The sequence below is a fragment of the Sodalis sp. RH15 genome, assembly GCF_047324255.1.
Lineage (GTDB): Bacteria > Pseudomonadota > Gammaproteobacteria > Enterobacterales > Enterobacteriaceae > Acerihabitans > Acerihabitans ligni.
The window spans coordinates 3,486,137-3,510,297 of the sequence record NZ_CP178738.1 but is presented as its reverse complement, the minus strand read 5'-3'; the positions used below and the strand labels follow the sequence as shown (position 1 = coordinate 3,510,297).

Here is a 24,161-nt window from a genome sequence, read left to right as displayed (position 1 = left end):
GATTCATGGGCGATAAACGCTATGATAGGGACATGCAATGGCCGTTGTACCCGTCACCTTTTGTCTTGCGGCTGTGTTGGCTGCAATTTTAAAGCTATAGGATCTCTATTTTGAAGGTAATTTTTTGACTGATAAACCGTTGGGTGCAAAATCATCGTTGCTCACTCTATATGACCTGCACAGCCATACTACCGCCTCGGACGGTATGCTCGCGCCGGAGGCGCTGGTGGAGCGTGCGGTTGCCATGGGAGTGGATGTGCTGGCGATTACCGATCACGATACCCTGGCAGGCGTGGCGGCGGCGGGTCAGGCTATTATCCGGCAATCCCTGCCGCTGATGCTGATACCGGGAGTGGAAATTTCCACTCTGTGGCAAAACCATGAAATCCATATCGTCGGACTGGGCGTGGACGCCGCCCATCCGGCCATGACCGCGCTGTTGGCGGCCCAGCGGGAAAAACGCCTGGAGCGGGCCATGATCATTGCCCAGCGCCTGGAGCACGCCGGAATTTCCGGCGCCTGGGAGGGGGCCCGGGCGTTTGCCGGCGAGGGGGTGATTACCCGCGGGCACTTTGCCCGTTATCTGGTGAGTATCGGCAAGGCCGATAATCTGGCCGCGGTGTTCAAAAAATACCTGTCGAAAGGGAATCCCGGCTATACGCCGTCGCGGTGGTGTACTATCGAGGAGGCCGTGGACGCCGTTCGGCAGGCGGGAGGGCAGACGGTGGTGGCTCACCCTGGCCGGTATCAGCTTTCCGCCAAATGGCTCAAGCGTTTGCTGGATCATTTTGTGGCCGCGGGCGGCGACGGTATGGAGGTTGCTTCTTGCCAACAGTCTTTGCAGGAAAGGATATTGCTGGCCGGGTACGCCCGTGAACGGCAGTTGCTGGGTTCCCAGGGGTCGGATTTCCATATGCCCTGTGCCTGGATTGAATTGGGGCGTAAGCTCTGGCTCCCGGGGGGAGTCGAGCCGATATGGCGGGACTGGCCGACGCAGAGTGCCATCCAGCCGTCGTTATTTTAAAAGGATAAACAGGGTTTGCCGGGGATTATCCCCGCTAGACGAGCTAAGGAGTGTTAATGAGTCAGTTTTTTACCATTCATCCAGAGAATCCACAGCCGCGATTGATTAACCAAACCGTGGATCAGCTGCGTAAAGGCGCGGTTATCGTTTATCCCACCGATTCGGGGTATGCCCTGGGCTGCCGTCTGGAGGACAAAAATGCCATGGAGCGTATTTGCCGGATCCGCAAGCTGGACAGCGATCATAATTTTACCCTGATGTGCCGCGATCTGTCCGAGCTTTCAACTTACGCCCATGTGGATAACCAGGCGTTCCGATTAATGAAAAACAATACTCCGGGCAAATATACCTTTATTTTGAAGGCCACCAAGGAAGTCCCGCGGCGGTTGATGAACGAGAAGCGTAAAACCATCGGTTTGCGGGTGCCGTCCAACCCCATTGCCCTGGCCCTGCTGGAAAACATGAATGAGCCTTTGATGTCCACCACCCTGATGTTACCGGGTAACGATTTTGCGGAATCCGATCCGGAGCGCATCAAGGATCATCTGTCCAAACAGGTGGATGTGGTGATTCACGGCGGCTTTTTAGGTCAGCAGCCCACTACCGTTATCGATCTTACCGACGATACGCCGCGCGTGGTGCGGGAAGGGGTCGGGGATATTTCGCCTTTTCTCTGAGCGGGGTCTCCCTTTAACACGCGTGGTTCATGCTCCGATGATCGCGGGCCTAGCGTGCCATGTGGCGCTCCGGCGGGCGGGAAAATCACGCCCGCTTCGACCACATCGGCGCGCTCTCCCTTTAACACGCCCGGTTATGGCGCCGGTGATCGCGGGTTACCGGGCCATGTGGCGCTCCGGCTTAAAGACAATCCGCCTTGTATTCGTAGCGATCCGCTTTCTCCGGCTCGTTGGCGGCGATGGCGACAATGTCGGTCAATGTGGTTTTCGCCACTGTCTTGCCCGCCAGCAGCTGGAGGGCGATATCCACCACCGCTTCCCCTTCCTGTTTCGGATTTTGCGCGATCAGCACGTCGATAGTGCCGTTTTTCAGCGCATTGACTTCCGCCGTGGCGGCGTCATAGGCCACCAGCTTGACGCGTTTCACCGCGCCGGCCTGACGCAGGCCGGTGATGGCGCCGATGGCCCCCTGATCGTTGGTGGAGAACACCCCGGCCAAATCCGGATGGGCCGACAGGGCGGAGGTGACGATTTCCGCCGCTTTCTGCGGGTCGTCGCTTTGGTACTGCGGGCCGAGATAGGTTATGCCGGGATAGGCCTTGATCTGTTCGGCGAAGCCCCGTTCACGGGCATCCTGCGCCGCCGAACCGGGGGGCTGGGTAATCACCAGGACTTTGCCTTTGCCGTTCAGCAAACGGTTCATGGCTTGCGCCGCCATTTTGCCGCCTTGTTCGTTATCGGTGATAATCTGGGTCGCCAGGAACGAGGTATCGTGCAGTGTCTGATCGACGGTGAGCACCTTGGCGCCCCGGGCAGCCAACTGCTTCATGGGCGCCACCAGCGCCTGCATATCGGTGGGTACGATGGCCGCTACCGCCGGCTGGGTGGCGGTGACGGCGTTAACCACCGGAATCTGGCTGTCGGCGGCGAATTGATCCGGCGCGAAGACGGTTAAAGAGAGTCCGGCCTGTTTGGCTTTTTCCTGGGCGCCGCATTGCAGCGCCTGGTAAAAGGGGCTGCCCTTTACCCCCAATACCAGCGCGACGCTGCCGGCGGGCTTGGCGGCGGCCGGCAGGGCGAGTCCCATGGCCAGGGTGCAGATCAGAGTCGACAGAACTGTTTTACGCATCATATATACTCCGTTAAGGTCAAAGGTTAACCGCGTTCTCTCGCCCGACGTTTCAGTTGGTCGATCCACACAGCCAGAATCAATACCGCGCCCATGGCGACGGTTTGCCAAAAAGGCGGTATGCCGAGAATGACAAAACCGTTCAAGAGGATAATCGGGATAAACACGCCGATTACCGTGCCGGCCACGCTGCCGATGCCGCCGAACAGGCTGGTTCCCCCTAATACCACCGCCGATATGGTGGAGAGATTGTCCATGGCGTGGCCGCCGATGGTGGTGGTGGAAAAGCGGGCATTGGACATGACGGCGGCCATGCCCGCCAGCGCGCCGGAAATCATGTAAATCCCGACGAGCCGCCTGCGCACATTGACCCCGGCGCGGCGGACCGCCTCCATATTGGATCCGGTGGCGAAGACATGCAGTCCGAAGCGGGTAAGATGCAGTACCGCCGCCGCCGCTAAGGTCACCAGGACGGCGATGACCACCAGCATCGGTATGCCGGCGATATCGCCGCTGCCGATAACGTCCACCAGCCGTTCGGGAATGGCCCGGACATCCACGCCGCCGCTGATGATTTGCGCCAGGCCTAATGCCATGCCGAAAGTGCCGAGGGTGACAATCAGGGCCGGAATGCGGGCCACCGCGATCAGAAAGCCGTTCAGCGCGCCCCACAGGGCGCCGGCCAGCAGCGATACCAGCGTGCCGAGGGCGATAATGCCCCAGCCCGCGTCGGTGGTGCCGAAGGTAGTGCCTGCGCCTCCGGTGAGATAGAGCATGGTTTGGGCAGAGATGACCGAGGAAAAGACCAGCACCGCCCCCACCGATAAATCAATGCCCGCCGCAATGATGACGAAAGTCTGGCCTACCGAGAGCACCAGCAGGATGGCGGCATTGATGGCGATTTGCGACAGATTGTAGGCTGAGCCGAACTGCGCCGGACGCAGCAGCCAGAACAGCGCAATCAGGGCAATCAGCAGCAGGCAGATCCAGCCGCCCCCCAGCAGTTTCGCCAGGAATTCCCGCAGGCCGGCGGGTGACGCACCGTCCGTTGACGGACGCTGCTGTTCTCCGTGATGACCGTTGTCCGCCGTCCCGCGAGGGCTGCCCGACGCCTGGGGCGGATCACCGGCGGAATACGCCGCCCCGTGACGGCTGCCCGGTCCCTGGGACGGTTCACCGGCCAACTGTACCGGGTCTGAATCGGACGGAGAGAGCGTATTTTTCATCGGGACTCCTCGGCGGCGGTGCCGCTGGTCATGGCGGTGACCAAATCTTCCACCCGCGCGCCGGCGGTGGAGAGCTGGCCGACGCTGCGTCCCAGGCGCAGCACTTCCACCCGGTCGGCGATTTCCAGCACCTGCGGCATATTGTGGCTGATCAGCACCACCGCGATGCCTGAAGCGCGAACCTGTCTTATCAATTCCAGCACCCGTTCGGTCTGTACTACCCCCAGGGCGGCGGTGGGTTCATCCAGGAAGATGACCCGGTCCGCCCACATGGCGGCGCGGGCGATGGCCACCGACTGCCGCTGGCCTCCGGACAGGGTGGATATGGGCACTTTCAGCGAACGCAGCGACACGCCCAGCCGGGCGAACTGGCCCACCGCCTTGCGCCGCATCGAGGCCCGGTCCAGACAGCCGAGTTTTCCCAGCAGACCGGGCAAAAGCTCCTCGCGGCCTAAAAACAGGTTGTCCACCGGCGTTAACTCCGGCGCCAGCGCCAAGTCCTGGTAAACGGTGGAGATACCCAACTGCTGGGCCACAGAGGGGGAGGCCAGGCTCACCGGCTGACCGTCTATAAGGATCGTGCCGCCGTCGGGCCGGTCGGCGCCGGAAAGGATTTTCACCAGCGTCGATTTACCGGCGCCGTTATCGCCGATCAAGGCGCAGATCTCGCCCGGATAGACGCGGAAACTCACTCCTTCCAGCGCCTTGACATGGCCGAAATGACGGCTGATGCCGCGGGCTTCAAGAACCGGCGTGCTCATAAGCGGAATTCTCCAGCGGCAAGCCAATATTATTGGAAAACGCGAACCATTCGTTGTAGGCCGCGGCGGTCAAATTGGCCCAATGGGCAAAGGCGGCTTCCGCGTCGGGAAAATGCCAAAGCTCCACGGTTTGGAAATCATGTTGGCCGCGAATATGATATACCCCGATGCGCGCCGCGCCGGCCTGGGTTGCCTGTTTCGCCAGTTGGTCCCAGCGGGCCTGTTTTTCCCGCCGCTCCGTTTCGGACAGGCGGTACCAATGGGGCCGCGGGCGGGCATAATGAATCCAGAGACTGTTTGACATGTGTTTTCCTTATGCGCGTTCAGGCAGCAGCAGTTCGGCCAGCGGGCGGACTTTGCCCACTACGTGCCGAGAGGTGGTAAACATAAAATCGGCGGCGTCTTCATGGCCGCTGATGGCTTTATCGACGGTTTCGGGCCGGTCCGTTTCCCAAATGCCCAGGTGGTGCCAGCTATGGGCCCAGTCCAGCCGGTGGCGACCGGCGATATTGATGTTGAGCGCCAAATCCCCTTTAAAGGCGACATCGCATTCCGCGTCATAGTCGCGCCGCTGTTGTGCCGTCGCCTCGCACCAGGCATCGTTCCATTCCCAGAGGGCCATAAACCCCCAGTTGCGCTCCAGGACCGGCCCTGAACCCCGGACGGTGGCGAACTCACGGGGGCCTAGCAGCCATTCGGTGGTGAACAGCCGGCCCCAGCCCGCCTGTTCCAGGCGCACCGTGCCCGCCAGCGCCGCGCTCAATCCCGGCGCTTCGAAGGCGCCGGACAGATCCCATGGATGGGCGAAGCCGCTGTCAAGGGCCATAGGGCGCACGTTACTCTGCGGGTCGAACATGGCCCGAAACGACAACAGCCATCCCTCGTCGCGCAGCTGCTCCAGCACCGCCATCAGCCGCCGGTAATCCCCGTCGCCATAAATCGCCGGTCCGCCGTCCGTCTGCCGTTTGGCCAAAAACGCCACCACACAGCCACTGGAGGCGGCCGGCTCTGAACTGAATACCTCGGTCTCGCCGGTGAGCAGGGTCATAACGCCTCCCGGACTTTTATTACCGCATTCATCAGCTCCTCCACCCGTTTGGCGTCCACCGGCAGCCACCAGCGGCCATCCTGTTTCAGCCACTGGCCGATAATGGCGCCGTCGGCGGCGGCGAACAGGGTCGGCACCTGGCTCGGCGACAGCCCTGAGCCCACGATGACCGGCAGGTTGGTGCCGCCGCGCACTTCGTCGACTTCGCGGGGCTCGGTGGGGGAGCCGGTGCGGGTACCGGTAGCGATAAGCACATCGGCGTCAAACCATTCCGCGTCGGTGGCCTGTTCGGGAATGCTGCGATCCGCCGTGATGGCATGGGCGCCGAACTTGACGTGGACATCGGCGAAGATGGCCACGTCGCGGGCGTCAATCATGGCGCGATAGCGCATGGCTTCCGGCGCCGGGCCGTTGATGAAACCTTCATTGGCGACATAGGCATTGACCCATTGATTTACCCGCACCCAGCGTGCGCCCACCGCTTTGGCAATGGCCAGCGCCGGAATGGCGCCGTTGGCCACGCAGGTGATGCCGATGGGGGTGTTCACCGCGCCACGGACCTCCATGCAGACGGCGGTTAACGCCGCCACGGTCTCCGGGCCGATATGTTCCGGCCGCGAGAAGGGCAGATCGCTGGCATTTTCCACGATAATGCCGTCGATGCCCCCTTTTGACAGGGTCAGGGCATCCCTCACCGCCGCCGCGGCGATGGACTTCATGGTCTCCCCTTGGTAACGGGGCGCGCCGGGCAGCGCATTAAGATGGATAACGCCTATCACCGGTTTTTTCACCGGGAAAAGCGCTGCCAGCATATCGGGTTTCTCGGGCAGTACGATGGGTGCGGCCATAATCTCTCTCTTGGTCATTATTCATTTGTCCCGGCGGTATAGCCGGCCGGGGCGTTCTCGAATCGAATCAATTGTTCGCGGGTGGGGTAGGAAGACTGCGCCCCCATCCCGCCGCAGCTGTAGGTGGCGGCGTAAACCGCCTCACGCAGCGCCAGGGGAACGGATAAACCCTCCAGGCGCCGGGCGATAAACCAGCCCGCCAGGCAGTCGCCGGCGCCGGTGGTATCCACCACGGCGGGCGTACCGATAAAACGGGCATCATGGCTGGCTTCGGCACAAACATAACGTGCGCCCTGGGGACCAAGGGTACAAACCACCGATCTGACCCCCAGCGCCAGTAACCGCGCTACCGGCTCATCGCCGATTTGCGCCAGGGCCCGCTGGTTGCAAAACACCGTTTCGGCGCCGTTCAGCACAGGATGCAGCGGCGCCAGGCCGGCCATAAACGTGGCCGGTTCCAAATCGATAGACCAGGGTATACCCGCATGCCGGCAATGTTCGATGACGCTTTCGGCGGCGGCGCTGTAAACGGCGGTATGCAGCCAGCCCACCCCACGCCAATCAAGACCGCTCAGCAGATCGGCGCCGGGGTACATGGATACGCCCGGTTCCAGCAGCAGCCGCTTTTCTCCCTGGGCGTCCAGTAAAACGATGGCGCGGCAGGTTCGGCCGGGTCTGCGTCCGCCGGTAACGTCGATACCCGCCGCCCGCAGCGGCGCCAGCAAGCCCTCGGCAAATAAATCATCGCCGGTTTCCACCGCCAGGCCGACCGAGGCGCCGGCCAGCCGGCAGGCCAGCGCCGCGTTGGTCACCACGCCGCCGGGCATTTCATTGGTAATGCTCACCAGCAGCTTTTCATCGGGCTGGGGCATTTTTTCCATCAGCAGAGTGGTATCCAGGCTGATATCTCCCACAAATAAAGCTTTGCCGTCCGCCGTCATGATCGCACCAGATCGATGGTGAAGCTGTAGCGATCGGCGCGGTAGCTCACCGTGGCAAACTCTACCGGCTGTCGCTGGTTGTCATGGCTTAACCGACGGGCAATCAGCACCGCCGTACCGCGAGCGATGGTAAGCAGTCGCGCCAGCTCGCCGTCGGCGATGCCGGCGCTGATGGTTTCCCGCGCGCCGATAATGCGGCAGCCGCAGTGCTGCTCCAGCCAAGCGTAGAGAGAGCCGGAATTGAGTTCGGCGACGGTGGGAAGGGGATGCCGGCTGAACAGCGACGGCGAAAACCAGGAGTGAGATACCGCCATGGCCAACCCGTCGGCGCTTAACAGGCGCGATACCATAAAGGCTTTGACGTTTTCCGCCATGCCCAGTGCGGCAGCCGCTTCCGGCGGCATAGCGGCCATACGGGCGGCGAGGGTGGCGTAACCGGCGGTGAATCCCCGCCGCCGCATATCCTCGGCAAAACTGGACATTTGATTCAAGGGTTGCAACACATGGGGTGGCAGCACCATTGAGCCTTTGCCGGCGCGGCGGGTAATCAATCCCTCCTGCTCCAGTTTGTCCAGTGCGGTGCGGGCGGTGGTGCGGCTGACGCCGAAGGTCTTATTCAACGCCGCTTCCGAGGGCAGGATATCGCCGGGCTTAAATCCGCCAAACTCGATTTCCCGCCGCAATCGCTCGGCTATCTGCCACCAAAGAGGCTGCGGGCCGGAGAGCAACCCGTGCTGATCCCAATCCATAATTAACGCCTTGTTAACCTTAATGTCATGATAATTGAATGTCATGACATTGTTGTCAATATAGGCAGTTAGGATAAATCATTATTAAAATCATATGGTTCTGGCGTTATGACGGCAAGACATTCGGGGTTTTATGGAAAAGAAACAGCCAGTTGAAAGATGACAATGAATTTCTTGTTAACATTAAAAAGCGTTGTGTAAAGATTGATAGGAAATAATTATGACAAGGTGATGCGAATCTACGTATGAGACGAATACGGATAATGAGAATCTCAAGACAGCGCTGATTTTTGAAGGTTTAGGGCTTTGACGGGATGCAAAGGCAGGGGATAACGATAATCACGAGCACGCGGAGCTGTGCTTTGCCCGTAGGACCAAAACTAGCTCCCGCGTATTTCAAGACCCGAATGAGGCCAATAGAGAGAGCTTATGCCCTGCTTATCCGCAGGATTAGCTTACACGCTAGGGGCGGTTGCTTGAACTGCCGCGCCGCTAGCGCTTAATCTTTTTGTGGAAAATTTCTCGGCGAGCTTATCTCCCAAAAAAGTGAAGAAATCCGCGCTGACAATATTATGCTCTCCCTTAATTGGCTGAGATTTTACTAACTTTAATTTCAAAGCATCATCAGGAGATGCCAGCGCATTCTTCGGTATTTCAAATTCCTCTTCCCCAATAAAATCGAAAGGTGTCCCATTTGTAATGCTTTTCCCAGCCAAATTCCATTTGACCATTTTATCTCTTAACATGGATAAAAAATCATTTTCATGGCATATATAATTAGCCCAGGCTTCAACCATATAAAATTCATTGTTTACCTTCACTCGGCATACTTCATGCGCGAAACTTCCATCTGATTTGAACAAAGCCAATCCTGGTTTCAACCCAAGCTTATGACACAACGCATAGGCGATACGTGCCATTACACCGCAGTTTCCAAATTCATGCGTAACGCAATATTCCAATGCTTTTTGGGTAGATCTTTCGAACAGTTTTTGCGACTCTATTTCATAAAAAAGCGTTTCTTGAATATGATACATATCGCGATTGGTTTTTATTTTATTAGAAGATTTTATACTGCTCCCTTTATACAAAAAACGCACGGTTTTCAACACGTTTTCAAGCACTTTTAATGTTTCATCCGCTGTCAGGGCTTTCCCCATCTCTCCATGGTCAATAGACGAAGCCTCGGAGATCGCATCTGATGGTATGCCCATCCTGCTGGCGAAATCAGCCTTAAGTATGCCTGTGGAAAAAATACTTAACAGTAAGTCATCCCCTGTTTTTTTATGGTATGGGGCGCCGGCGACAAGATCATCCGCGGTATTTCCAATATTTTTAAGGGTATTTAAAAAATGTAATTCTTTATTGCTACCTGAGGTAAATTCAACAGTTTCTTTAGCACTGGTTGGTATGTCCCAATTTGCTGGGCCCGAAATATTATGCATTATTAAATTCCTTGTTTTGCGCAAGTAAGTATAAAATTGTGTCAATGCCGCGTATATACTTTAATCTGCATGATGCTACAGCCTTGATAATGCAATCATATTTAATTTATTAAATTATATTTCATTTACTATAAATAAAACTTTCAAATTTTGACTCTATTTTATGAAAAATATTCAACATATATTATTGGTTTGACCGAATTCCAGGGGGCCCCTGGCGTCCTCGCTACTATCAGGGCCCTTACCGCATGGATACCGTTTTAGTCACGGCATGTCGCGAGATCGGGGAACGTCCAATGCCGGCCGATGAAATGCGTACAAGCTTTTAGCGTTAAGTTAGGGTATTATACTCGCCCGCAAAAAGGAGTGTGCATGCTATTCCGCAACAGGCTTTATGACACTCTTAAACGCTGAATTTCATTGTATAGCAATGGGTAGAATTTGTTCAATCCCTTGTTTATTAACATTAGACGCCTGTGAAGGCGACAATCGAGGTTGCTCAATGAGCGAAAAGCTGCAAAAAGTCCTGGCCCGCGCCGGGCATGGTTCCCGCCGAGAAATTGAATCCCTGATTGAACAAGGCCGCGTCAGCGTCGATGGTAAAATCGCCACGCTGGGTGATCGGGTCGAAGTCGTCGGCTCAATGAAAATTCGCGTGGACGGTCATGTGGTCAGCATTACCGCCACCGAGGAATCGGTATGCCGGGTATTGGCCTATTACAAACCCGAGGGAGAACTCTGTACCCGCCGCGATCCCGACGGACGCCCGACGGTCTTTGATCGTCTGCCGAAAATTTCCGGTTCACGCTGGGTGGCGGTAGGGCGCCTGGATATCAACACCTCCGGCCTGTTATTGTTCACCACCGACGGCGAATTGGCCAACCGCCTGATGCACCCCCGGTGCGAGGTGGAACGTGAATACGCCGTGCGGGTGTTCGGTCAGGTGGACGATGAGAAAATTCGCCAATTGACCAAAGGCATTCAGCTGGAAGACGGCGCCGCCGCGTTCAAGTCACTGAGCTTCCAAGGCGGCGAAGGCCTGAATCAATGGTACAACGTCACCTTGAATGAAGGGCGCAACCGCGAAGTGCGGCGGTTATGGGAAGCGGTGGGCGTACAGGTCAGCCGCCTGATTCGTACCCGCTACGGCGATATTCCCCTGCCCAAGGGATTGCCCCGCGGCGGCTGGACCGAACTCAGCCTGCTGGAAATCAACTACCTGCGTGAAATGGTGCAGTTGCCCGCCGAGACGGTCAGCAAAATGCCGGTGGAGCGTGAACGCCGCCGCATGAAAGCCAACCAGATCCGCCGGGCGGTTAAACGCCACAGCCAGGTAGCTCCCACCCGCCGCGGCGGCGGCCAAAGCAGCAAACGCAATTCCGGCGCATAATGTGCGGCCAGGGCCAGCTAAATCCTAATCACGGAAGCTTCATGCCGGCATGTTAAAGGGAGACAGCGCTGATGGGGTCGAAGCGGGCGTGGTTTTACCGCCCGCCGGAGCGCCCCATGGCACGGTAGGCCCGCTAACATCGATCGTGCAGCGAACCTGTTAAAGGGTCACCGTCCCTACCAATCAATACCCTGCTGAGCCTTGATCCCGGCATCAAAAGCGTGTTTAACCGGCCGCAGTTCGCTCACCGTATCCGCCAGATCCAACAGCTCCCGATGACAGGCGCGCCCGGTAATAATCACCGTCTGGTTTGGGGGACGACGAAGCAGCGCCTCAATGACCTCGGATAAATCGATATAATCGTACGTCACCATATAGGTCAGTTCGTCCAACAGCACCAAATCCAGCGTTTCATCCGCCAGCATCCGCAAACCATGCTGCCAAACCTCCTGTGCGGCGGCGCGATCGGTTACCCGATTTTGCGTATTCCAGGTAAAACCGGTGGCCATCACCTGAAACTCCACGCCGTGGGCTTCCAGCAGGTTGCGTTCACCGTTCGGCCATTGACCTTTGATAAACTGAATTACCCCAGCGCGCATACCGTGCCCGACGGCCCGGGTAACGGTGCCGAAACCGGCGGTGGTCTTCCCCTTGCCGTTGCCGGTAAAAACGATCACGATTCCCCGCTCCTCTCGCGCCCCGGCGATACGGGCATCCACTTTCTCTTTTAATCGCTGTTGGCGCTGCTGGTGCCTTTCTTCGCTCATGGTGTCATCCTGTTTTCACGCCGGTCCCGGTTTACGGTCCGGCTGGGCATCAAAACTGATGCCGGTTTTGCGGTGACTGTCGTCACCCATCAGATACAGATAAATCGGCATAATATCCGCCGGCGTTTTGAGTTTTTCGGCGTCTTCGCCGGGAAAAGCATTTTTGCGCATGGCAGTCCGGGTGCCGCCGGGATTGATGCAGTTGACCCGGAGCCGGGCGGCGGGATATTCATCCGCCAGTACCTGCATCATGCCTTCGGTGGCGAATTTCGACACCGCGTAAACCCCCCAGTTGGCACGGCCTTGCCGGCCGACGCTGGAACTGCTGAATATCAGCGACGGCCGATAAGCTTTAAGCAGCAGCGGCAGCATGGCCCTGGTCAATAAAAAGGTAGCGTTGACGTTCACTTCCATGACGTTACGCCAGCTGTCGGCGGATTGCCGCGCCATGGGCGCTATTTCTCCCAGCAAACCGGCGTTATTCAGCAGCCCGTCCAGCCGGGGGATTTCCCGCATCAACGCTTCCCCCAACTGCCGGTACTCCTGCTCGCCGGCCTGTGATAAATCCAGCGTGATCACACGGGCATCCGCACCGCCTTCATCGGCGATCTGCTGCCGCACCGCCGCCAGCTTCGCCTCCGTTCTGCCCAGCAGCAGCAACGATGCGCCGTAACGGGCATAGGTCAGCGCCGCTTCACGCCCGATGCCGTCGCCGGCGCCGGTAACCATAATGATACGCTGCTGCAGTAGATTGTTTGCGGGCTGGTAATACACGTCGGACTCCTCTGCTTACTATTGCTTACTGCGCTTATTTTTATTTGCTTTGCGGGCAGGACGCTTAATTACCCGGGCGATGGCCGGAAGGATCTCTCTTTTATGCCTGAAACGGTGGGTGATTTCAATGTATGCCCAGCCAATGCCGGCGGATGTCCCATCGCGATTTCCCCTCCGGAGGCGGGCCGGCGGGAAAAACAAGATTTATCACTATTATAGGGCGGAATATTCCGAATTTTCTGACGACGAGACCCCGGCTGTTAGCTAGAATAAGCCACAACGAAAACAATTCAGCAAGGTGGCAAAATGGAATTCCTCTCTCTCTATGGACTTTTTTTGGCGAAAGCCATTACCGTGGTGGCGGCTATCGGGGCCGTTATGCTGCTGGCGGTAGGGCTGCGCCAGCGGCAGCGCAGACGCAAGGGTGAGCTCCAGGTCACCGATTTGGGTAAGCATTACCGCGAAATGCAGCGCGAAATGCAGCTGGCCCGCATGGGAGAGGCGGAACAGCGCATTTGGCACAAACGTTACAAAAAAGAGGAAAAGCACGATGCCAAACTGGCGCGCAATCGCGCCAAACGCGGCGAAAAAACGCCGCTGAAATCCTGTCTGTATGTGCTTGATTTCAAGGGCAGCATAGATGCGGGGGAAGTGGCCTCGCTGCGGGAAGAAATTTCCGCGGTGCTGGCGGTTGCCAAACCGCAGGACGAAGTTCTGCTGCGGTTGGAAAGCCCAGGCGGGGTGGTGCATGGTTACGGGTTGGCCGCTTCGCAGCTGCAGCGCCTGCGCGACAAAGGCATTCGCCTCACCGTGGCGGTGGATAAAGTGGCCGCCAGCGGCGGCTATATGATGGCCTGCGTTGCCGACCGCATTATCGCCGCGCCGTTTTCCATTATCGGCTCCATTGGGGTGGTGGCGCAAATTCCTAATTTCAACCGCCTGCTAAAGCGCAACGATATAGATGTGGAACTGCATACCGCCGGTGCGTATAAACGAACCTTGACGCTGTTTGGCGAAAATTCCGAGCAGGGCCGTCAGAAATTCCAGCAAGATCTCAATGAAACACATCAATTATTTAAACAATTCGTGCATGAGATGCGTCCGTCGCTGGATATTGAAGCCGTGGCTACCGGCGAGCATTGGTACGGCAGCCAGGCAAGGGAGAAGGGGCTGGTGGACGGCATCGGCACCAGCGATGAACTGCTGATTGCCGAAATGGCTAATCACGAGGTCATCAACATCAAATATGCACGCCGGAAACGTTTGCTTTCGCGATTCACCGACAGTGCGGCCTTGAGTATCGAACAGCGGCTGCTGCATTGGTGGCAGAAAGGGGAAAAGCCCTTATTATGAATATAGGCGGGCCGGGAATACGGCCCGTTACCCACAACGCTCAATCCTGCAGATGATATTTCTCCGATAGCACCACGGCCAGATGTTTAAACATATTAAACACCGCTGTGGTTTTACGGGTGGGTATTCCGTCCTGATCGAAAAAAAATTCGCCGCGGAAAACCAGCACGCCGTCTTTTTGTTCTACTTCGGTCGCTTCCATACCGTGCATATATTCATCGTGTTCACGTATGATCCTATTCGCTTCAATCAACAGGTTTTTGCGATCAATGGGGGTGGTTTTTGCGTACATAAATTTTGCTCCTTGGTTAATGCAGAGCCTATTGTAATACCCGGTTGTGTTTGGCTGCAAACAGACTAAGGTTTATTCCGTTGGCGCCTTTTTTTCTTAATTGGTTTACAACAGCCGCTTTTTTTGTATCGCTAATAAGTTGCGCCAACTTTTTTATCATGTAGAGTGTGGGCCTTCATGACTCTGGGGATGCCGATGGGCACAAACCGGCAATGGATTTATCAATATCATAGGCTAATATTGATAAATTTATTATATTTATCAGTAGGTTAATCTCATGTCGCTAGTGAAAGAACAGACCGGCTAGAAAGAGGTTGATTTTTGACGGTACTGCCGCAATATAAAATCAGAGGTATGCCCAGCCAGGGTCTGGCGCACAAAAAGCTTCTTTTCAGAGAAGAAATCATTCAGGTAAAGGTAAAAATGGGTAAAGCTCTCGTTATCGTTGAATCCCCGGCGAAAGCCAAAACGATTAATAAATATTTAGGTAATGACTACGTGGTCAAGTCCAGCGTCGGTCACATCCGCGATTTGCCCACCAGTGGTTCAGCCAGTAAGAAAAGCGCAGACACAACTAAAAAGAAAAAAGAAAAAAGCGATGCGCAAAGCGCGCTGGTTAATCGTATGGGAATCGACCCTTATCATGGCTGGAAGGCCCATTACGAGATATTGCCCGGCAAAGAAAAAGTGGTTACCGAGCTGAAAGCGCTGGCGGAAAATGCCGACCATATTTATCTCGCGACCGACCTTGACCGCGAGGGGGAAGCCATTGCCTGGCACCTGCGGGAAGTGATTGGCGGCGATGATAAACGGTTCAGCCGGGTGGTGTTTAACGAAATCACCCGTAATGCCATTACCCAGGCGTTTAAACAGCCCGGCGAATTAAATATCGATCGGGTGAATGCCCAGCAGGCACGCCGGTTTATGGACCGCGTAGTGGGTTACATGGTGTCGCCGCTGCTGTGGAAAAAGCTGGCCCGCGGGCTGTCCGCGGGCCGCGTGCAGTCGGTGGCCGTCCGGCTGGTGGTGGAACGCGAGCGGGAAATAAAGGCCTTTGTACCGGAAGAGTACTGGGAACTGCACGCCGATCTTAAGGTGTCCGCCAAAGCGCAACTGCAGATGCAGGTTACCCATGAAGGGGACAAGCCCTTCAAACCGGTGAACCAGGAGCAAACCCAGTCCGCGGTCAAACAGCTGGAAAACGCCACCTATATCATCGCCGATCGCGAGGATAAACCCACCAGCAGCAAAGCCGGGGCGCCTTTTACCACTTCTACCCTGCAACAAGCCGCCAGCACCCGCCTGGGCTACGGGGTGAAAAAAACCATGATGCTGGCCCAGCGTCTGTATGAGGCGGGGCATATCACCTATATGCGTACCGACTCCACCAATCTGAGCCAGGATGCGCTTACGATGGCCCGGGACTACATCGGCGCGCAGTTTGGCGCCAAGTATCTGCCCAAACAGGCCAATGAATATGCCAGCAAGGAAAATTCACAGGAAGCCCATGAAGCCATTCGTCCCTCGGACGTCGGCAACCTGGCCGAACAGCTCAGTGATATGGAACCGGACGCGCAAAAGCTCTACCAGCTCATCTGGCGTCAGTTTGTTGCCTGCCAGATGATGCCTGCGCTGTATGATTCCACCACCCTGACGGTAAAAGCCGGTGATTTTTCCCTGCGCGCCAAAGGGCGCATCCTGCGGTTCGACGGCTGGACCAAAGTCATGCCGGCGCTGCGCAAGGGCGATGAAGACCGCACCCTGCCCGCCGTGAAAGTGGGGCAAGAGCTCGCCCTGGAAAAATTGCTGCCCAGCCAGCATTTTACCAAGCCGCCCGCCCGTTACAGCGAAGCCTCGCTGGTGAAGGAATTGGAAAAACGCGGTATCGGCCGGCCTTCCACCTATGTGTCGATCATCTCCACCATTCAGGATCGCGGTTACGTCCAGGTGGAAAACCGGCGCTTTTACGCGGAAAAAATGGGCGAAATCGTCACCGACCGGCTGGAAGAGAATTTCCGCGAGCTGATGAACTATGATTTCACCGCCCGCATGGAAGACAAGCTCGATCAGGTGGCCAACAATAAGGAAGAGTGGAAAGCGGTGCTGGATTCGTTTTTCACCGAGTTCACCCATCAGCTGGAAATCGCCGAAAAAGACCCGGAAGAGGGGGGCATGCGTCTCAACCAGATGGTGATGACCAGCATCGATTGCCCCACCTGCGGACGTAAAATGGGCATCCGTACCGCCAGCACCGGCGTATTCCTCGGCTGCTCAGGTTATGCCCTGCCGCCGAAAGAACGGTGTAAAACCACCATCAACCTGATCCCCGAAGCCGAGACCCTGAACATACTCGAAGGGGATGACGCTGAAACCAATGCGCTGCGCGCCCGCCGACGTTGCCCGAAATGCGGCATGGCCATGGACAGTTATCTTATCGATAACAATCGCAAAATCCACGTCTGCGGCAACAACCCTCTGTGCGACGGATATGAAATAGAGCAGGGGGAATTTCGCATCAAGGGCTATGACGGCCCGGTGGTGGAATGCGAAAAATGCGGTTCCGAAATGCATTTGAAGCTGGGGCGTTTCGGAAAATACATGGCCTGTACCAACGACGAGTGCAAGAACACCCGCAAAATCCTTCGTAACGGCGACGTCGCGCCGCCGAAAGAGGATCCGGTGCCGCTGCCGGAACTGCCCTGCGAAAAATCAGACGCCTATTTTGTCCTTCGCGACGGTGCCGCGGGAGTGTTCCTGGCCGCCAATACCTTCCCGAAATCCCGGGAAACCCGCGCGCCGCTGGTGGAAGAACTGGCCCGTTTCAAGGATCGTTTACCGGAAAAACTCCGTTATTTGGCCGACGCGCCGGTGAAGGACGATGAAGGGAATAAAACCATGGTTCGTTTCAGCCGCAAGACCAAACAGCAATATGTCTCGTCGGAAAAAGACGGCAAGGCCACCGGCTGGAGCGCGTTTTACATCGACGGCAAATGGCAGGTCAGCAAAAAATAAGCGGGCATGGTTTTACCGCTCGCCGCAGCGCCCCACGGCACAATCAGCCCGCTATCACTGAAGCTTGCATGAGCCGTATTAAAGGGATTATCTCGCCCTGCCGCCTACCACAACCAACCTCCGGGTTGGTTTTTTTATGCTTTATAAATAAGTTATATATAGCGATTTTTTATGATTAAATAGTATTATTGCAAAATATTACTTTTGCCCCCGATGCTGACAAAAGCCGGCTGCCTCATGGTGACAGCGACTCCAAACGGTACTTTTGCACCGGATTCTTGCACCTGTTATGCCAGGATGACAAATATGAAATTGCAGCAGCTTCGATATATTGTTGAAGTGGTAAATCATAATCTGAATGTTTCTTCCACTGCCGAGGGGCTGTATACCTCGCAGCCCGGCATCAGCAAACAGGTGCGAATGCTGGAAGATGAACTGGGGGTGCAGATTTTTGCCCGCAGCGGCAAACATCTGACCCAGGTGACCCCCGCGGGGCAAGAGATCATCCGCATTGCCCGCGAAGTCCTGTCGAAAGTCGACGCCATAAAAGCCGTTGCCGGCGAACATACCTACCCCGATAAAGGCTCGCTGTATGTAGCCACGACCCACACCCAGGCCCGCTACGCGCTGCCTGAAGTCATCAAAGGCTTTATCGAACGCTATCCGCGGGTTTCCCTGCATATGCATCAGGGCTCCCCCACACAAATCGCCGAGGCGGTATCCAAAGGCGTGGCGGACTTCGCCATCGCCACCGAGGCGCTGCATCTCTATGAAGATCTGGTGATGCTGCCCTGTTATCACTGGAACCGGGCTATCGTGGTGCTTCCCAATCATCCGTTGGCCAACAAGGCCAACATCACCATTGATGAGCTGGCGGCCTATCCGCTGGTGACCTATACCTTTGGTTTCACCGGCCGTTCCGAACTGGATACCGCCTTCAACCGCGCCGGGCTGACGCCGCGCATCGTCTTTACCGCCACCGACGCCGATGTGATCAAAACCTATGTCCGCATGGGGCTGGGCGTTGGGGTAATTGCCAATATGGCGGTAAGCGAAGAAGCCGATCCGGACCTGGTTAAAATCAATGCAGATGCAATGTTTGCCCTGAGCACCACCAAAATCGGCTTTCGGCGCAGCACTTTTTTGCGCAGCTATATGTACGACTTCATCCAGCGCTTTGCGCCTCATTTAACCCGCGACGTGGTGGATACGGCCATTGCCCTGCGCTCCAATGAGGAAATAGAGGCCATGTTCAAAGATATCAAACTGCCGGTTAAATAAGCCATAACGCCTTTTAGGGCTAGCCTAACCGCATCACTTGTTATGAAAACGTTACATTAATCTTGTAAAATGATGACAGATCGCCTCAAACCCAATGGGGTTATGACTATAATGAAATAAAAGTCTGGAGGAGTTATGTCGTCAACAATTCGAGAAACCAGTAAGGAACGCCTGGTGGTCGGGGATAAAACCTACCGCTATTTCAGCCTGCCCCACGCTGCGCGGACGCTGGGTAATCTTGACGCGCTGCCCAAATCCATGAAAGTGCTGCTGGAAAACCTGCTGCGCAACGAGGACGGTGACATTGTCACCGAAGAGCATCTGAGAGCGGTGGCCGGCTGGCTGGAAAACGCCCATGCCGAGGGTGAAATCGCCTATCGCCCGGCCCGGGTGCTGATGCAGGATTTCACCGGCGTGCCGGCGGTTGTGGACCTTGCCGCCATGCGGGAGGCGGTAAAGCGCCTGGGCGGCGATGTAAACAAGGTCAATCCCCTGTCGCCGGTTGACCTGGTTATCGACCATTCCGTCACCGTCGACAGCTATGGCAACGACGGAGCCTATGTAGAAAACAACCATCTGGAGATGGAAAGGAACCTCGAGCGCTACAAATTCCTGCGCTGGGGGCAGCAGGCATTCAGCCGGTTCCGGGTCGTGCCGCCGGGAAACGGTATCTGCCATCAGGTCAATCTCGAATACCTTGCGCAAACCGTTTGGCACGAGCAGCAGGATGGTGAAGAAGTAGCCTATCCCGACACGCTGGTGGGCACCGATTCCCATACCACCATGGTCAACGGCCTCGGCGTGCTGGGCTGGGGCGTGGGCGGTATCGAAGCGGAAGCGGCCATGCTCGGCCAGCCGGTATCCATGCTGATTCCGGACGTGGTGGGTTTTAAGCTTATCGGCAAGCTTAATGAGGGCATCACCGCCACCGATCTGGTGCTGACCGTAACGCAAATGCTGCGTAAACACGGCGTGGTGGGTAAATTCGTGGAATTTTATGGCGATGGGCTGGACGTGCTGCCCCTGGCGGATCGCGCCACCATCGGCAATATGGCGCCGGAATACGGCGCCACCTGCGGTTTTTTCCCGGTAGATGCCATCAGCCTGGATTATCTGCGACTGACCGGCCGCAGCGAAGAGCAGATAGCGCTGGTGGAAGCCTATAGCAAAGCACAGGGCCTCTGGCGCAATGCTGGGGATGAACCGCGCTTCACCAGTACGCTGGTATTGGATATGGGAACGGTAGTGGCAAGCCTGGCGGGGCCGAAACGGCCGCAGGACCGGGTGCCGTTGCCGGGTGTGGCGGCGGCGTTCCGCGCCAGCGATGAGCTGGATTTCACCAAGCGTACCCATCATCCGGATTTCCAGGACGTGGAGCTGGAGGGGGAATCCTTCCAACTGCATCAAGGGGCGGTGGTGATTGCCGCCATTACCTCCTGCACCAATACCTCCAATGCCAATATCCTGATGGCCGCCGGCCTGCTGGCCCGCAACGCGGTGCAAAAGGGGCTGAAGACCAAGCCTTGGGTGAAAACCTCGTTAGCCCCCGGATCCAAAGTGGTGACCGATTATCTGGCGGCGGCGGGATTGACGCCTTATCTGAATCAGCTCGGTTTTAACCTGGTGGGTTACGGTTGCACCACCTGCATCGGTAACTCCGGCCCGCTGAAGGAACCCATCGAGGCGGCCATCAAGTCCGGGGATTTGACCGTGGGAGCGGTGCTGTCCGGCAACCGTAACTTTGAAGGGCGTATCCATCCGCTGGTGAAAACCAACTGGCTGGCGTCGCCGCCGCTGGTGGTGGCCTATGCCCTGGCCGGTAATATGCTGGTGAATCTGAGCACCGATCCGCTGGGCACCGACGCCGGCGGGCAGCCGGTGTATCTCAAGGACATCTGGCCGAGTTCGGCGGAAATCGCCGATTCGGTGAGCCTGGTTAACAGCGCCATGTTCCATAAGGAATACAGCGCTATTTTCAACGGCAACCGGGATTGGCAGGAGATCGAGGTCAATCGCACCCCAACTTACCACTGGCAGGATGACTCCACCTATATCCGCCTGACGCCGTTCTTTGACCAGATGCGGCATCAGCCCGAGCCGGTGGAAAATATCCGCGGCGCCCGTATTCTGGCGTTGCTCGGCGATTCGGTGACCACGGATCATATCTCCCCGGCGGGCAATATCAAAGCGGACAGCCCGGCGGGACATTATCTGCGGGAAAACGGCGTGGAAGCGGGAAATTTCAATTCCTACGGATCCCGGCGCGGCAACTACGAAGTGATGGCGCGCGGCACCTTTGCCAATATCCGGATCCGGAACGAAATGGTGCCGGGTGTGGAAGGGGGGATAACCCGTCACTATCCGTCCGGCGATGAGATGCCGATTTACGATGCCGCCATGCGCTACCAACGGGAACAGGTGCCGCTGGCGGTTATTGCCGGTAAAGAGTACGGTTCCGGCTCCAGCCGGGATTGGGCCGCGAAGGGCCCGCGGCTGCTGGGCATCCGGGTAGTGATTGCCGAAACCTTCGAACGTATTCACCGTTCGAATCTGATTGGCATGGGGATTCTGCCGCTGGAATTCCCGGCCGGCGTGACCCGGCAATCGCTGCGGCTGAAGGGGGATGAGCGTATCAGCATCGGCGGCCTGGGCGAGCTGGCTCCCGGCCAGACGGTGGCGGTGACCATCGACTATGCCGATGGCCGCAGCGAGCAGGTGATGACCCGCTGCCGTATCGATACCGGCAACGAGCTTACCTATTACCAGCATGACGGTATTCTGAACTATGTCATCCGCCGAATGCTGTAATCGGCGTTTCATAAGCTTCGCCTCCCCCCTTAGCGTCCGGCGAGACGTTAGGGGGGCAGGCATGAGAGTACCGATGGATCCTCGAATCATTGTTAATACGGGGTGTATTATTTTGTGGTGGTAGCTATTTCACCTTATTATATTAATCTAACACCTATATTAATCTAACACCTATATTAGTCTATAAAATTATTTCTGTGATTATTATTAAGGATAAAGTATCAAATTATCTATCTTACAGACTGACAATATTAAAGTATCAATATTGATTTTTTAAAATTTGGCTTCTTTGTTGTTTACTTCGTTAATACATTCATTTTTGTGATCCTGATAGGGTAATTAAATTTACCGTTTGATATAGAATGCCGCCACCGCATAAAGAGCAGATATGTGAAAATAGACTGTTATTTTCATGAATGGCTATGCTTAACGCTAGCAGAATATCTTTAGCATATTCACGGCATTTTTATCGAAACGTTCCCTGAGGAGAACATTATAATGAATAGCATCACGGAAAGCGCCTCGGTGCTGGAGGCGTCTCCGGACTCCAGCTGGCGCAGAAGCGACACCATGTGGATGTTGGGCCTGTACGGTACGGCCATTGGCGCGGGCGTGCTGTTTTTACCCATTAACGCGGGTATCGGCGGGCTGGTTCCGCTGATTATCATGGCCATTATGGCTTTCCCCATGACTTTTTTCGCCCACCGCGGATTATGTCGTTTTGTCTTGTCAGGTAAAAAAGGGGGTGGGGATATCACCGAAGTTGTTGAGGAACATTTCGGCGTGGGTGCGGGTAAATTAATCACCTTGCTGTATTTTTTTGCTATTTACCCTATTTGCCTGGTATATGGCGTGGCTATTACGAATACCGTTAATAGTTTTATTATCCATCAGCTTCATTTGCCGACGCCGCCGCGTGCAATATTAGCGCTGATATTAATCCTCGGGCTGATGACTATTGTGCGTTTCGGTAAAGAAATGATCGTCAAGGCGATGAGCATCCTGGTTTTCCCCTTTGTGGCGGCGTTAATGCTGTTGGCGGTTTATTTGATTCCGCACTGGAGCTCGGCTATTTTTGACAGCGCCTCCGCTGCCGGCAGCATGACCGGCCATAGCCTGATGGTTACACTTTGGCTGGCAATTCCGGTGATGGTGTTTTCGTTCAACCATTCGCCGATCATCTCCTCCTTTGCGGTGGCCAAGCGTCAGGAGTATGGCGACGGCGCGGAGAAGAAGTGTTCGCGCATCCTGGCCTGCAGCCATGTGATGATGGTGCTGACGGTGATGTTCTTCGTTTTCAGCTGCGCGCTGAGCCTGTCAACCGCCGATTTGGCCCAGGCCAAGGCGCAGAATATTACCATTTTGTCCTATCTGGCGAACCACTTCAATAACCCGCTGATCGAGTGGGTGGCGCCTATCATCGCCACCGTCGCCATCAGCAAATCCTTCCTCGGCCATTATTTGGGGGCGCGCGAGGGTTTCAACGGCATGATGATCAAATCCTTGCGCAGCCGGGGGAAGAGCGCTTCCGAAGAAACGCTTAACCGTATTACCGGCATTTTCATGCTGCTGACCACCTGGCTGGTGGCGACGATGAACCCCAGCATCCTGGGCATGATCGAGACCCTGGGCGGACCGATTATCGCCATGCTGCTGTTTTTGATGCCGATGTATGCCATGCATAAGGTCCCGGCCATGAAAAAATACAGCGGCACTATCATTAACGTATTAAGTAACGTATTTGTGGCGTTAGTGGGCCTGGTGGCCATGTCGGCAATCGTCTATAACCTGCTGGGCTAAAGGGACGGCGGGTCGTCCCGGCCCGCTTCCTGCCCTTCCATCAGCGGCGGATGAAGTAACGGGCAGAGATCAGATGTCCAGCAAATGGCCCATTTTGGTCGCTTTGGTATTGAGATAGCGTTCATTCTTCGGATTGCGGCCGACGATCAGCGGGACGCGTTCGATGATATGAATGCCGGCCTCGGTGAGAATCTCCACCTTCTGCGGATTATTGGTGAGCAGACGGATGGAGTCCACGCCCAGCAGCTTGAACATATCGGCGCATAGGGTGAAATCCCGCTCATCTGCGGCAAACCCCAGCTGATGATTGGCTTCCACCGTATCGGCCCCTTTATCCTGCAGCGCGTAGGCGCGGATTTTATTCAGCAACCCGATATTCCGGCCTTCCTGGCGGTGATACAGTAAAATCCCCCGGCCTTCCTCGGCGATATGCGTCAAGGCGGCTTCGAGCTGGAATCCACAGTCGCATCGCAGGCTAAACAGGGCATCACCGGTCAGGCACTCCGAGTGCACCCGCGCCAGCACCGGCTCCACGCCGGTAATATCACCGAACACCAGCGCCAGATGGTCGTGTCCTGTGGCTATCTCTTCAAAACCCACCATCAGAAAGTCGCCCCAGGGTGTCGGCAGTTTGGCCTCTGCCACACGTTTAAGCTGCATTTTACTCTCCAAAACCGAAATACTGACGCGCATCCTACTTATTATCTTGCTGTTTGACCAGCGTGGCGCAAAGTGATACGCGAAAATCCGTTAATAAGGTATTTTGCCACAAGTTCATTAAAATCTGACGATTGATCATGCTTATTATTGGCAAAATAGTCATTTGATTGTCACAA

Annotated in this window: 21 protein-coding genes; 8 read left to right on the top strand and 13 right to left on the bottom strand. The window is 56.1% G+C overall.

The features are described 5' to 3' along the window. Positions 1-124 precede the first annotated feature (124 nt). A complete protein-coding gene (gene rnm, locus ACL2XO_RS15995) occupies positions 125-1,024 on the top strand; it encodes an RNase RNM (protein ID WP_413724571.1) in 900 nt (299 codons plus the stop codon). Between the two features lie 56 nt (positions 1,025-1,080). Continuing rightward, on the top strand, positions 1,081-1,701 hold the full coding sequence (locus ACL2XO_RS15990; RefSeq protein ID WP_132921402.1) for an L-threonylcarbamoyladenylate synthase: 621 nt from the start codon (positions 1,081-1,083) through the stop codon (positions 1,699-1,701). 181 nt (positions 1,702-1,882) lie between these two features. Here ACL2XO_RS15990 and ACL2XO_RS15985 read toward each other — a convergent pair whose 3' ends face one another. The 9 genes from ACL2XO_RS15985 to ACL2XO_RS15945 all read right to left on the bottom strand — a co-directional run bounded on the left by ACL2XO_RS15985 (position 1,883) and on the right by ACL2XO_RS15945 (position 9,848). Continuing rightward, entirely contained in the window at positions 1,883-2,833 is a 951-nt protein-coding gene (locus ACL2XO_RS15985) for an ABC transporter substrate-binding protein (protein ID WP_413741033.1), read from the bottom strand. Positions 2,834-2,856: 23 nt separating this feature from the next. Further along, positions 2,857-4,056: an ABC transporter permease gene (locus ACL2XO_RS15980; protein ID WP_413741032.1), complete on the bottom strand. Its 1,200-nt coding sequence runs from the start codon at positions 4,054-4,056 to the stop codon at positions 2,857-2,859. Then, on the bottom strand, positions 4,053-4,817 hold the full coding sequence (locus tag ACL2XO_RS15975; protein WP_413741031.1) for an ATP-binding cassette domain-containing protein: 765 nt from the start codon (positions 4,815-4,817) through the stop codon (positions 4,053-4,055). Before ACL2XO_RS15975 ends, ACL2XO_RS15980 begins: the two co-directional genes overlap by 4 nt. Further along, positions 4,798-5,121, bottom strand: a complete 324-nt coding sequence (locus tag ACL2XO_RS15970; RefSeq protein ID WP_413724567.1) for a hypothetical protein — start codon at positions 5,119-5,121, stop codon at positions 4,798-4,800. Before ACL2XO_RS15970 ends, ACL2XO_RS15975 begins: the two co-directional genes overlap by 20 nt. A 9-nt stretch (positions 5,122-5,130) precedes the next feature. After that, complete coding sequence (locus tag ACL2XO_RS15965) at positions 5,131-5,865, bottom strand: hypothetical protein (protein ID WP_413741030.1); 735 nt, start codon at positions 5,863-5,865, stop codon at positions 5,131-5,133. Next, complete coding sequence (locus ACL2XO_RS15960; protein WP_413724565.1) at positions 5,862-6,713, bottom strand: BtpA/SgcQ family protein; 852 nt, start codon at positions 6,711-6,713, stop codon at positions 5,862-5,864. The genes ACL2XO_RS15965 and ACL2XO_RS15960 overlap by 4 nt, the downstream gene beginning before the upstream one ends. 17 nt (positions 6,714-6,730) lie before the next feature. Beyond that, the gene (locus ACL2XO_RS15955; RefSeq protein ID WP_413741029.1) at positions 6,731-7,654 is read right to left on the bottom strand and encodes a carbohydrate kinase family protein; all 924 of its coding nucleotides are present in this window, start codon (positions 7,652-7,654) and stop codon (positions 6,731-6,733) included. Continuing rightward, positions 7,651-8,403: a GntR family transcriptional regulator gene (locus ACL2XO_RS15950; RefSeq protein WP_165934100.1), complete on the bottom strand. Its 753-nt coding sequence runs from the start codon at positions 8,401-8,403 to the stop codon at positions 7,651-7,653. The genes ACL2XO_RS15955 and ACL2XO_RS15950 overlap by 4 nt, the downstream gene beginning before the upstream one ends. Positions 8,404-8,858: 455 nt before the next feature. Continuing rightward, positions 8,859-9,848, bottom strand: coding sequence for a hypothetical protein (locus tag ACL2XO_RS15945; RefSeq protein ID WP_413741028.1), 990 nt, complete (start codon positions 9,846-9,848; stop codon positions 8,859-8,861). A gap of 502 nt (positions 9,849-10,350) precedes the next feature. Between ACL2XO_RS15945 and rluB the strand changes: the two genes are divergently transcribed. Continuing rightward, complete coding sequence (gene rluB, locus ACL2XO_RS15940) at positions 10,351-11,238, top strand: 23S rRNA pseudouridine(2605) synthase RluB (protein WP_413741027.1); 888 nt, start codon at positions 10,351-10,353, stop codon at positions 11,236-11,238. 176 nt (positions 11,239-11,414) lie between these two features. On the opposite strand, the gene cobO is transcribed toward rluB, so the two are convergent. Together cobO and ACL2XO_RS15930 are read right to left on the bottom strand one after the other, a co-directional pair. After that, entirely contained in the window at positions 11,415-12,005 is a 591-nt protein-coding gene (gene cobO, locus ACL2XO_RS15935; protein ID WP_132921413.1) for a cob(I)yrinic acid a,c-diamide adenosyltransferase, read from the bottom strand. 15 nt (positions 12,006-12,020) lie between these two features. Next, positions 12,021-12,779 (bottom strand): YciK family oxidoreductase, encoded by a 759-nt coding sequence (locus tag ACL2XO_RS15930; RefSeq protein WP_132921414.1) that lies wholly within the window; start codon positions 12,777-12,779, stop codon positions 12,021-12,023. 306 nt (positions 12,780-13,085) lie between these two features. On the opposite strand from ACL2XO_RS15930, the gene sohB reads away from it, so the two are divergent. Continuing rightward, positions 13,086-14,132: a protease SohB gene (sohB, locus tag ACL2XO_RS15925; RefSeq protein WP_413724562.1), complete on the top strand. Its 1,047-nt coding sequence runs from the start codon at positions 13,086-13,088 to the stop codon at positions 14,130-14,132. Positions 14,133-14,172: 40 nt separating this feature from the next. Here the strand turns inward: sohB and ACL2XO_RS15920 are convergent, their stop codons facing one another. Further along, the gene (locus ACL2XO_RS15920) at positions 14,173-14,424 is read right to left on the bottom strand and encodes a YciN family protein (RefSeq protein ID WP_132921416.1); all 252 of its coding nucleotides are present in this window, start codon (positions 14,422-14,424) and stop codon (positions 14,173-14,175) included. Positions 14,425-14,847: 423 nt separating this feature from the next. Between ACL2XO_RS15920 and topA the strand changes: the two genes are divergently transcribed. The 4 genes from topA to ACL2XO_RS15900 all read left to right on the top strand — a co-directional run bounded on the left by topA (position 14,848) and on the right by ACL2XO_RS15900 (position 23,325). Beyond that, complete coding sequence (topA, locus tag ACL2XO_RS15915) at positions 14,848-17,436, top strand: type I DNA topoisomerase (RefSeq protein WP_413724561.1); 2,589 nt, start codon at positions 14,848-14,850, stop codon at positions 17,434-17,436. A gap of 306 nt (positions 17,437-17,742) precedes the next feature. After that, entirely contained in the window at positions 17,743-18,717 is a 975-nt protein-coding gene (gene cysB, locus ACL2XO_RS15910) for an HTH-type transcriptional regulator CysB (RefSeq protein ID WP_132921418.1), read from the top strand. A gap of 135 nt (positions 18,718-18,852) precedes the next feature. Then, a complete protein-coding gene (gene acnA, locus ACL2XO_RS15905) occupies positions 18,853-21,525 on the top strand; it encodes an aconitate hydratase AcnA (RefSeq protein WP_413724560.1) in 2,673 nt (890 codons plus the stop codon). A gap of 498 nt (positions 21,526-22,023) precedes the next feature. After that, the gene (locus ACL2XO_RS15900; RefSeq protein ID WP_413724559.1) at positions 22,024-23,325 is read left to right on the top strand and encodes an HAAAP family serine/threonine permease; all 1,302 of its coding nucleotides are present in this window, start codon (positions 22,024-22,026) and stop codon (positions 23,323-23,325) included. Positions 23,326-23,394: 69 nt separating this feature from the next. Here ACL2XO_RS15900 and ribA read toward each other — a convergent pair whose 3' ends face one another. Then, entirely contained in the window at positions 23,395-23,985 is a 591-nt protein-coding gene (ribA, locus tag ACL2XO_RS15895) for a GTP cyclohydrolase II (RefSeq protein WP_132921421.1), read from the bottom strand. Between the last annotated feature and the right edge of the window lie 176 nt (positions 23,986-24,161).

What these genes read in the sequence shown, in the direction of transcription:
- ACL2XO_RS15975 (WP_413741031.1), bottom strand. Translation starts at nt 4,817, where the DNA reads ATGAGCACGCCGGTTCTTGAAGCCCGCGGCATCAGCCGTCATTTCGGC.
- ACL2XO_RS15955 (WP_413741029.1), bottom strand. Translation starts at nt 7,654, where the DNA reads ATGACGGCGGACGGCAAAGCTTTATTTGTGGGAGATATCAGCCTGGAT.
- ACL2XO_RS15950 (WP_165934100.1), bottom strand. Translation starts at nt 8,403, where the DNA reads ATGGATTGGGATCAGCACGGGTTGCTCTCCGGCCCGCAGCCTCTTTGG.
- ACL2XO_RS15945 (WP_413741028.1), bottom strand. Translation starts at nt 9,848, where the DNA reads ATGCATAATATTTCGGGCCCAGCAAATTGGGACATACCAACCAGTGCT.
- acnA (WP_413724560.1), top strand. Translation starts at nt 18,853, where the DNA reads ATGTCGTCAACAATTCGAGAAACCAGTAAGGAACGCCTGGTGGTCGGG.
- ACL2XO_RS15920 (WP_132921416.1), bottom strand. Translation starts at nt 14,424, where the DNA reads ATGTACGCAAAAACCACCCCCATTGATCGCAAAAACCTGTTGATTGAA.
- ACL2XO_RS15900 (WP_413724559.1), top strand. Translation starts at nt 22,024, where the DNA reads ATGAATAGCATCACGGAAAGCGCCTCGGTGCTGGAGGCGTCTCCGGAC.
- ribA (WP_132921421.1), bottom strand. Translation starts at nt 23,985, where the DNA reads ATGCAGCTTAAACGTGTGGCAGAGGCCAAACTGCCGACACCCTGGGGC.
- topA (WP_413724561.1), top strand. Translation starts at nt 14,848, where the DNA reads ATGGGTAAAGCTCTCGTTATCGTTGAATCCCCGGCGAAAGCCAAAACG.
- ACL2XO_RS15980 (WP_413741032.1), bottom strand. Translation starts at nt 4,056, where the DNA reads ATGAAAAATACGCTCTCTCCGTCCGATTCAGACCCGGTACAGTTGGCC.
- ACL2XO_RS15970 (WP_413724567.1), bottom strand. Translation starts at nt 5,121, where the DNA reads ATGTCAAACAGTCTCTGGATTCATTATGCCCGCCCGCGGCCCCATTGG.
- rluB (WP_413741027.1), top strand. Translation starts at nt 10,351, where the DNA reads ATGAGCGAAAAGCTGCAAAAAGTCCTGGCCCGCGCCGGGCATGGTTCC.
- sohB (WP_413724562.1), top strand. Translation starts at nt 13,086, where the DNA reads ATGGAATTCCTCTCTCTCTATGGACTTTTTTTGGCGAAAGCCATTACC.
- cobO (WP_132921413.1), bottom strand. Translation starts at nt 12,005, where the DNA reads ATGAGCGAAGAAAGGCACCAGCAGCGCCAACAGCGATTAAAAGAGAAA.
- ACL2XO_RS15965 (WP_413741030.1), bottom strand. Translation starts at nt 5,865, where the DNA reads ATGACCCTGCTCACCGGCGAGACCGAGGTATTCAGTTCAGAGCCGGCC.
- cysB (WP_132921418.1), top strand. Translation starts at nt 17,743, where the DNA reads ATGAAATTGCAGCAGCTTCGATATATTGTTGAAGTGGTAAATCATAAT.
- ACL2XO_RS15990 (WP_132921402.1), top strand. Translation starts at nt 1,081, where the DNA reads ATGAGTCAGTTTTTTACCATTCATCCAGAGAATCCACAGCCGCGATTG.
- ACL2XO_RS15960 (WP_413724565.1), bottom strand. Translation starts at nt 6,713, where the DNA reads ATGGCCGCACCCATCGTACTGCCCGAGAAACCCGATATGCTGGCAGCG.
- ACL2XO_RS15985 (WP_413741033.1), bottom strand. Translation starts at nt 2,833, where the DNA reads ATGATGCGTAAAACAGTTCTGTCGACTCTGATCTGCACCCTGGCCATG.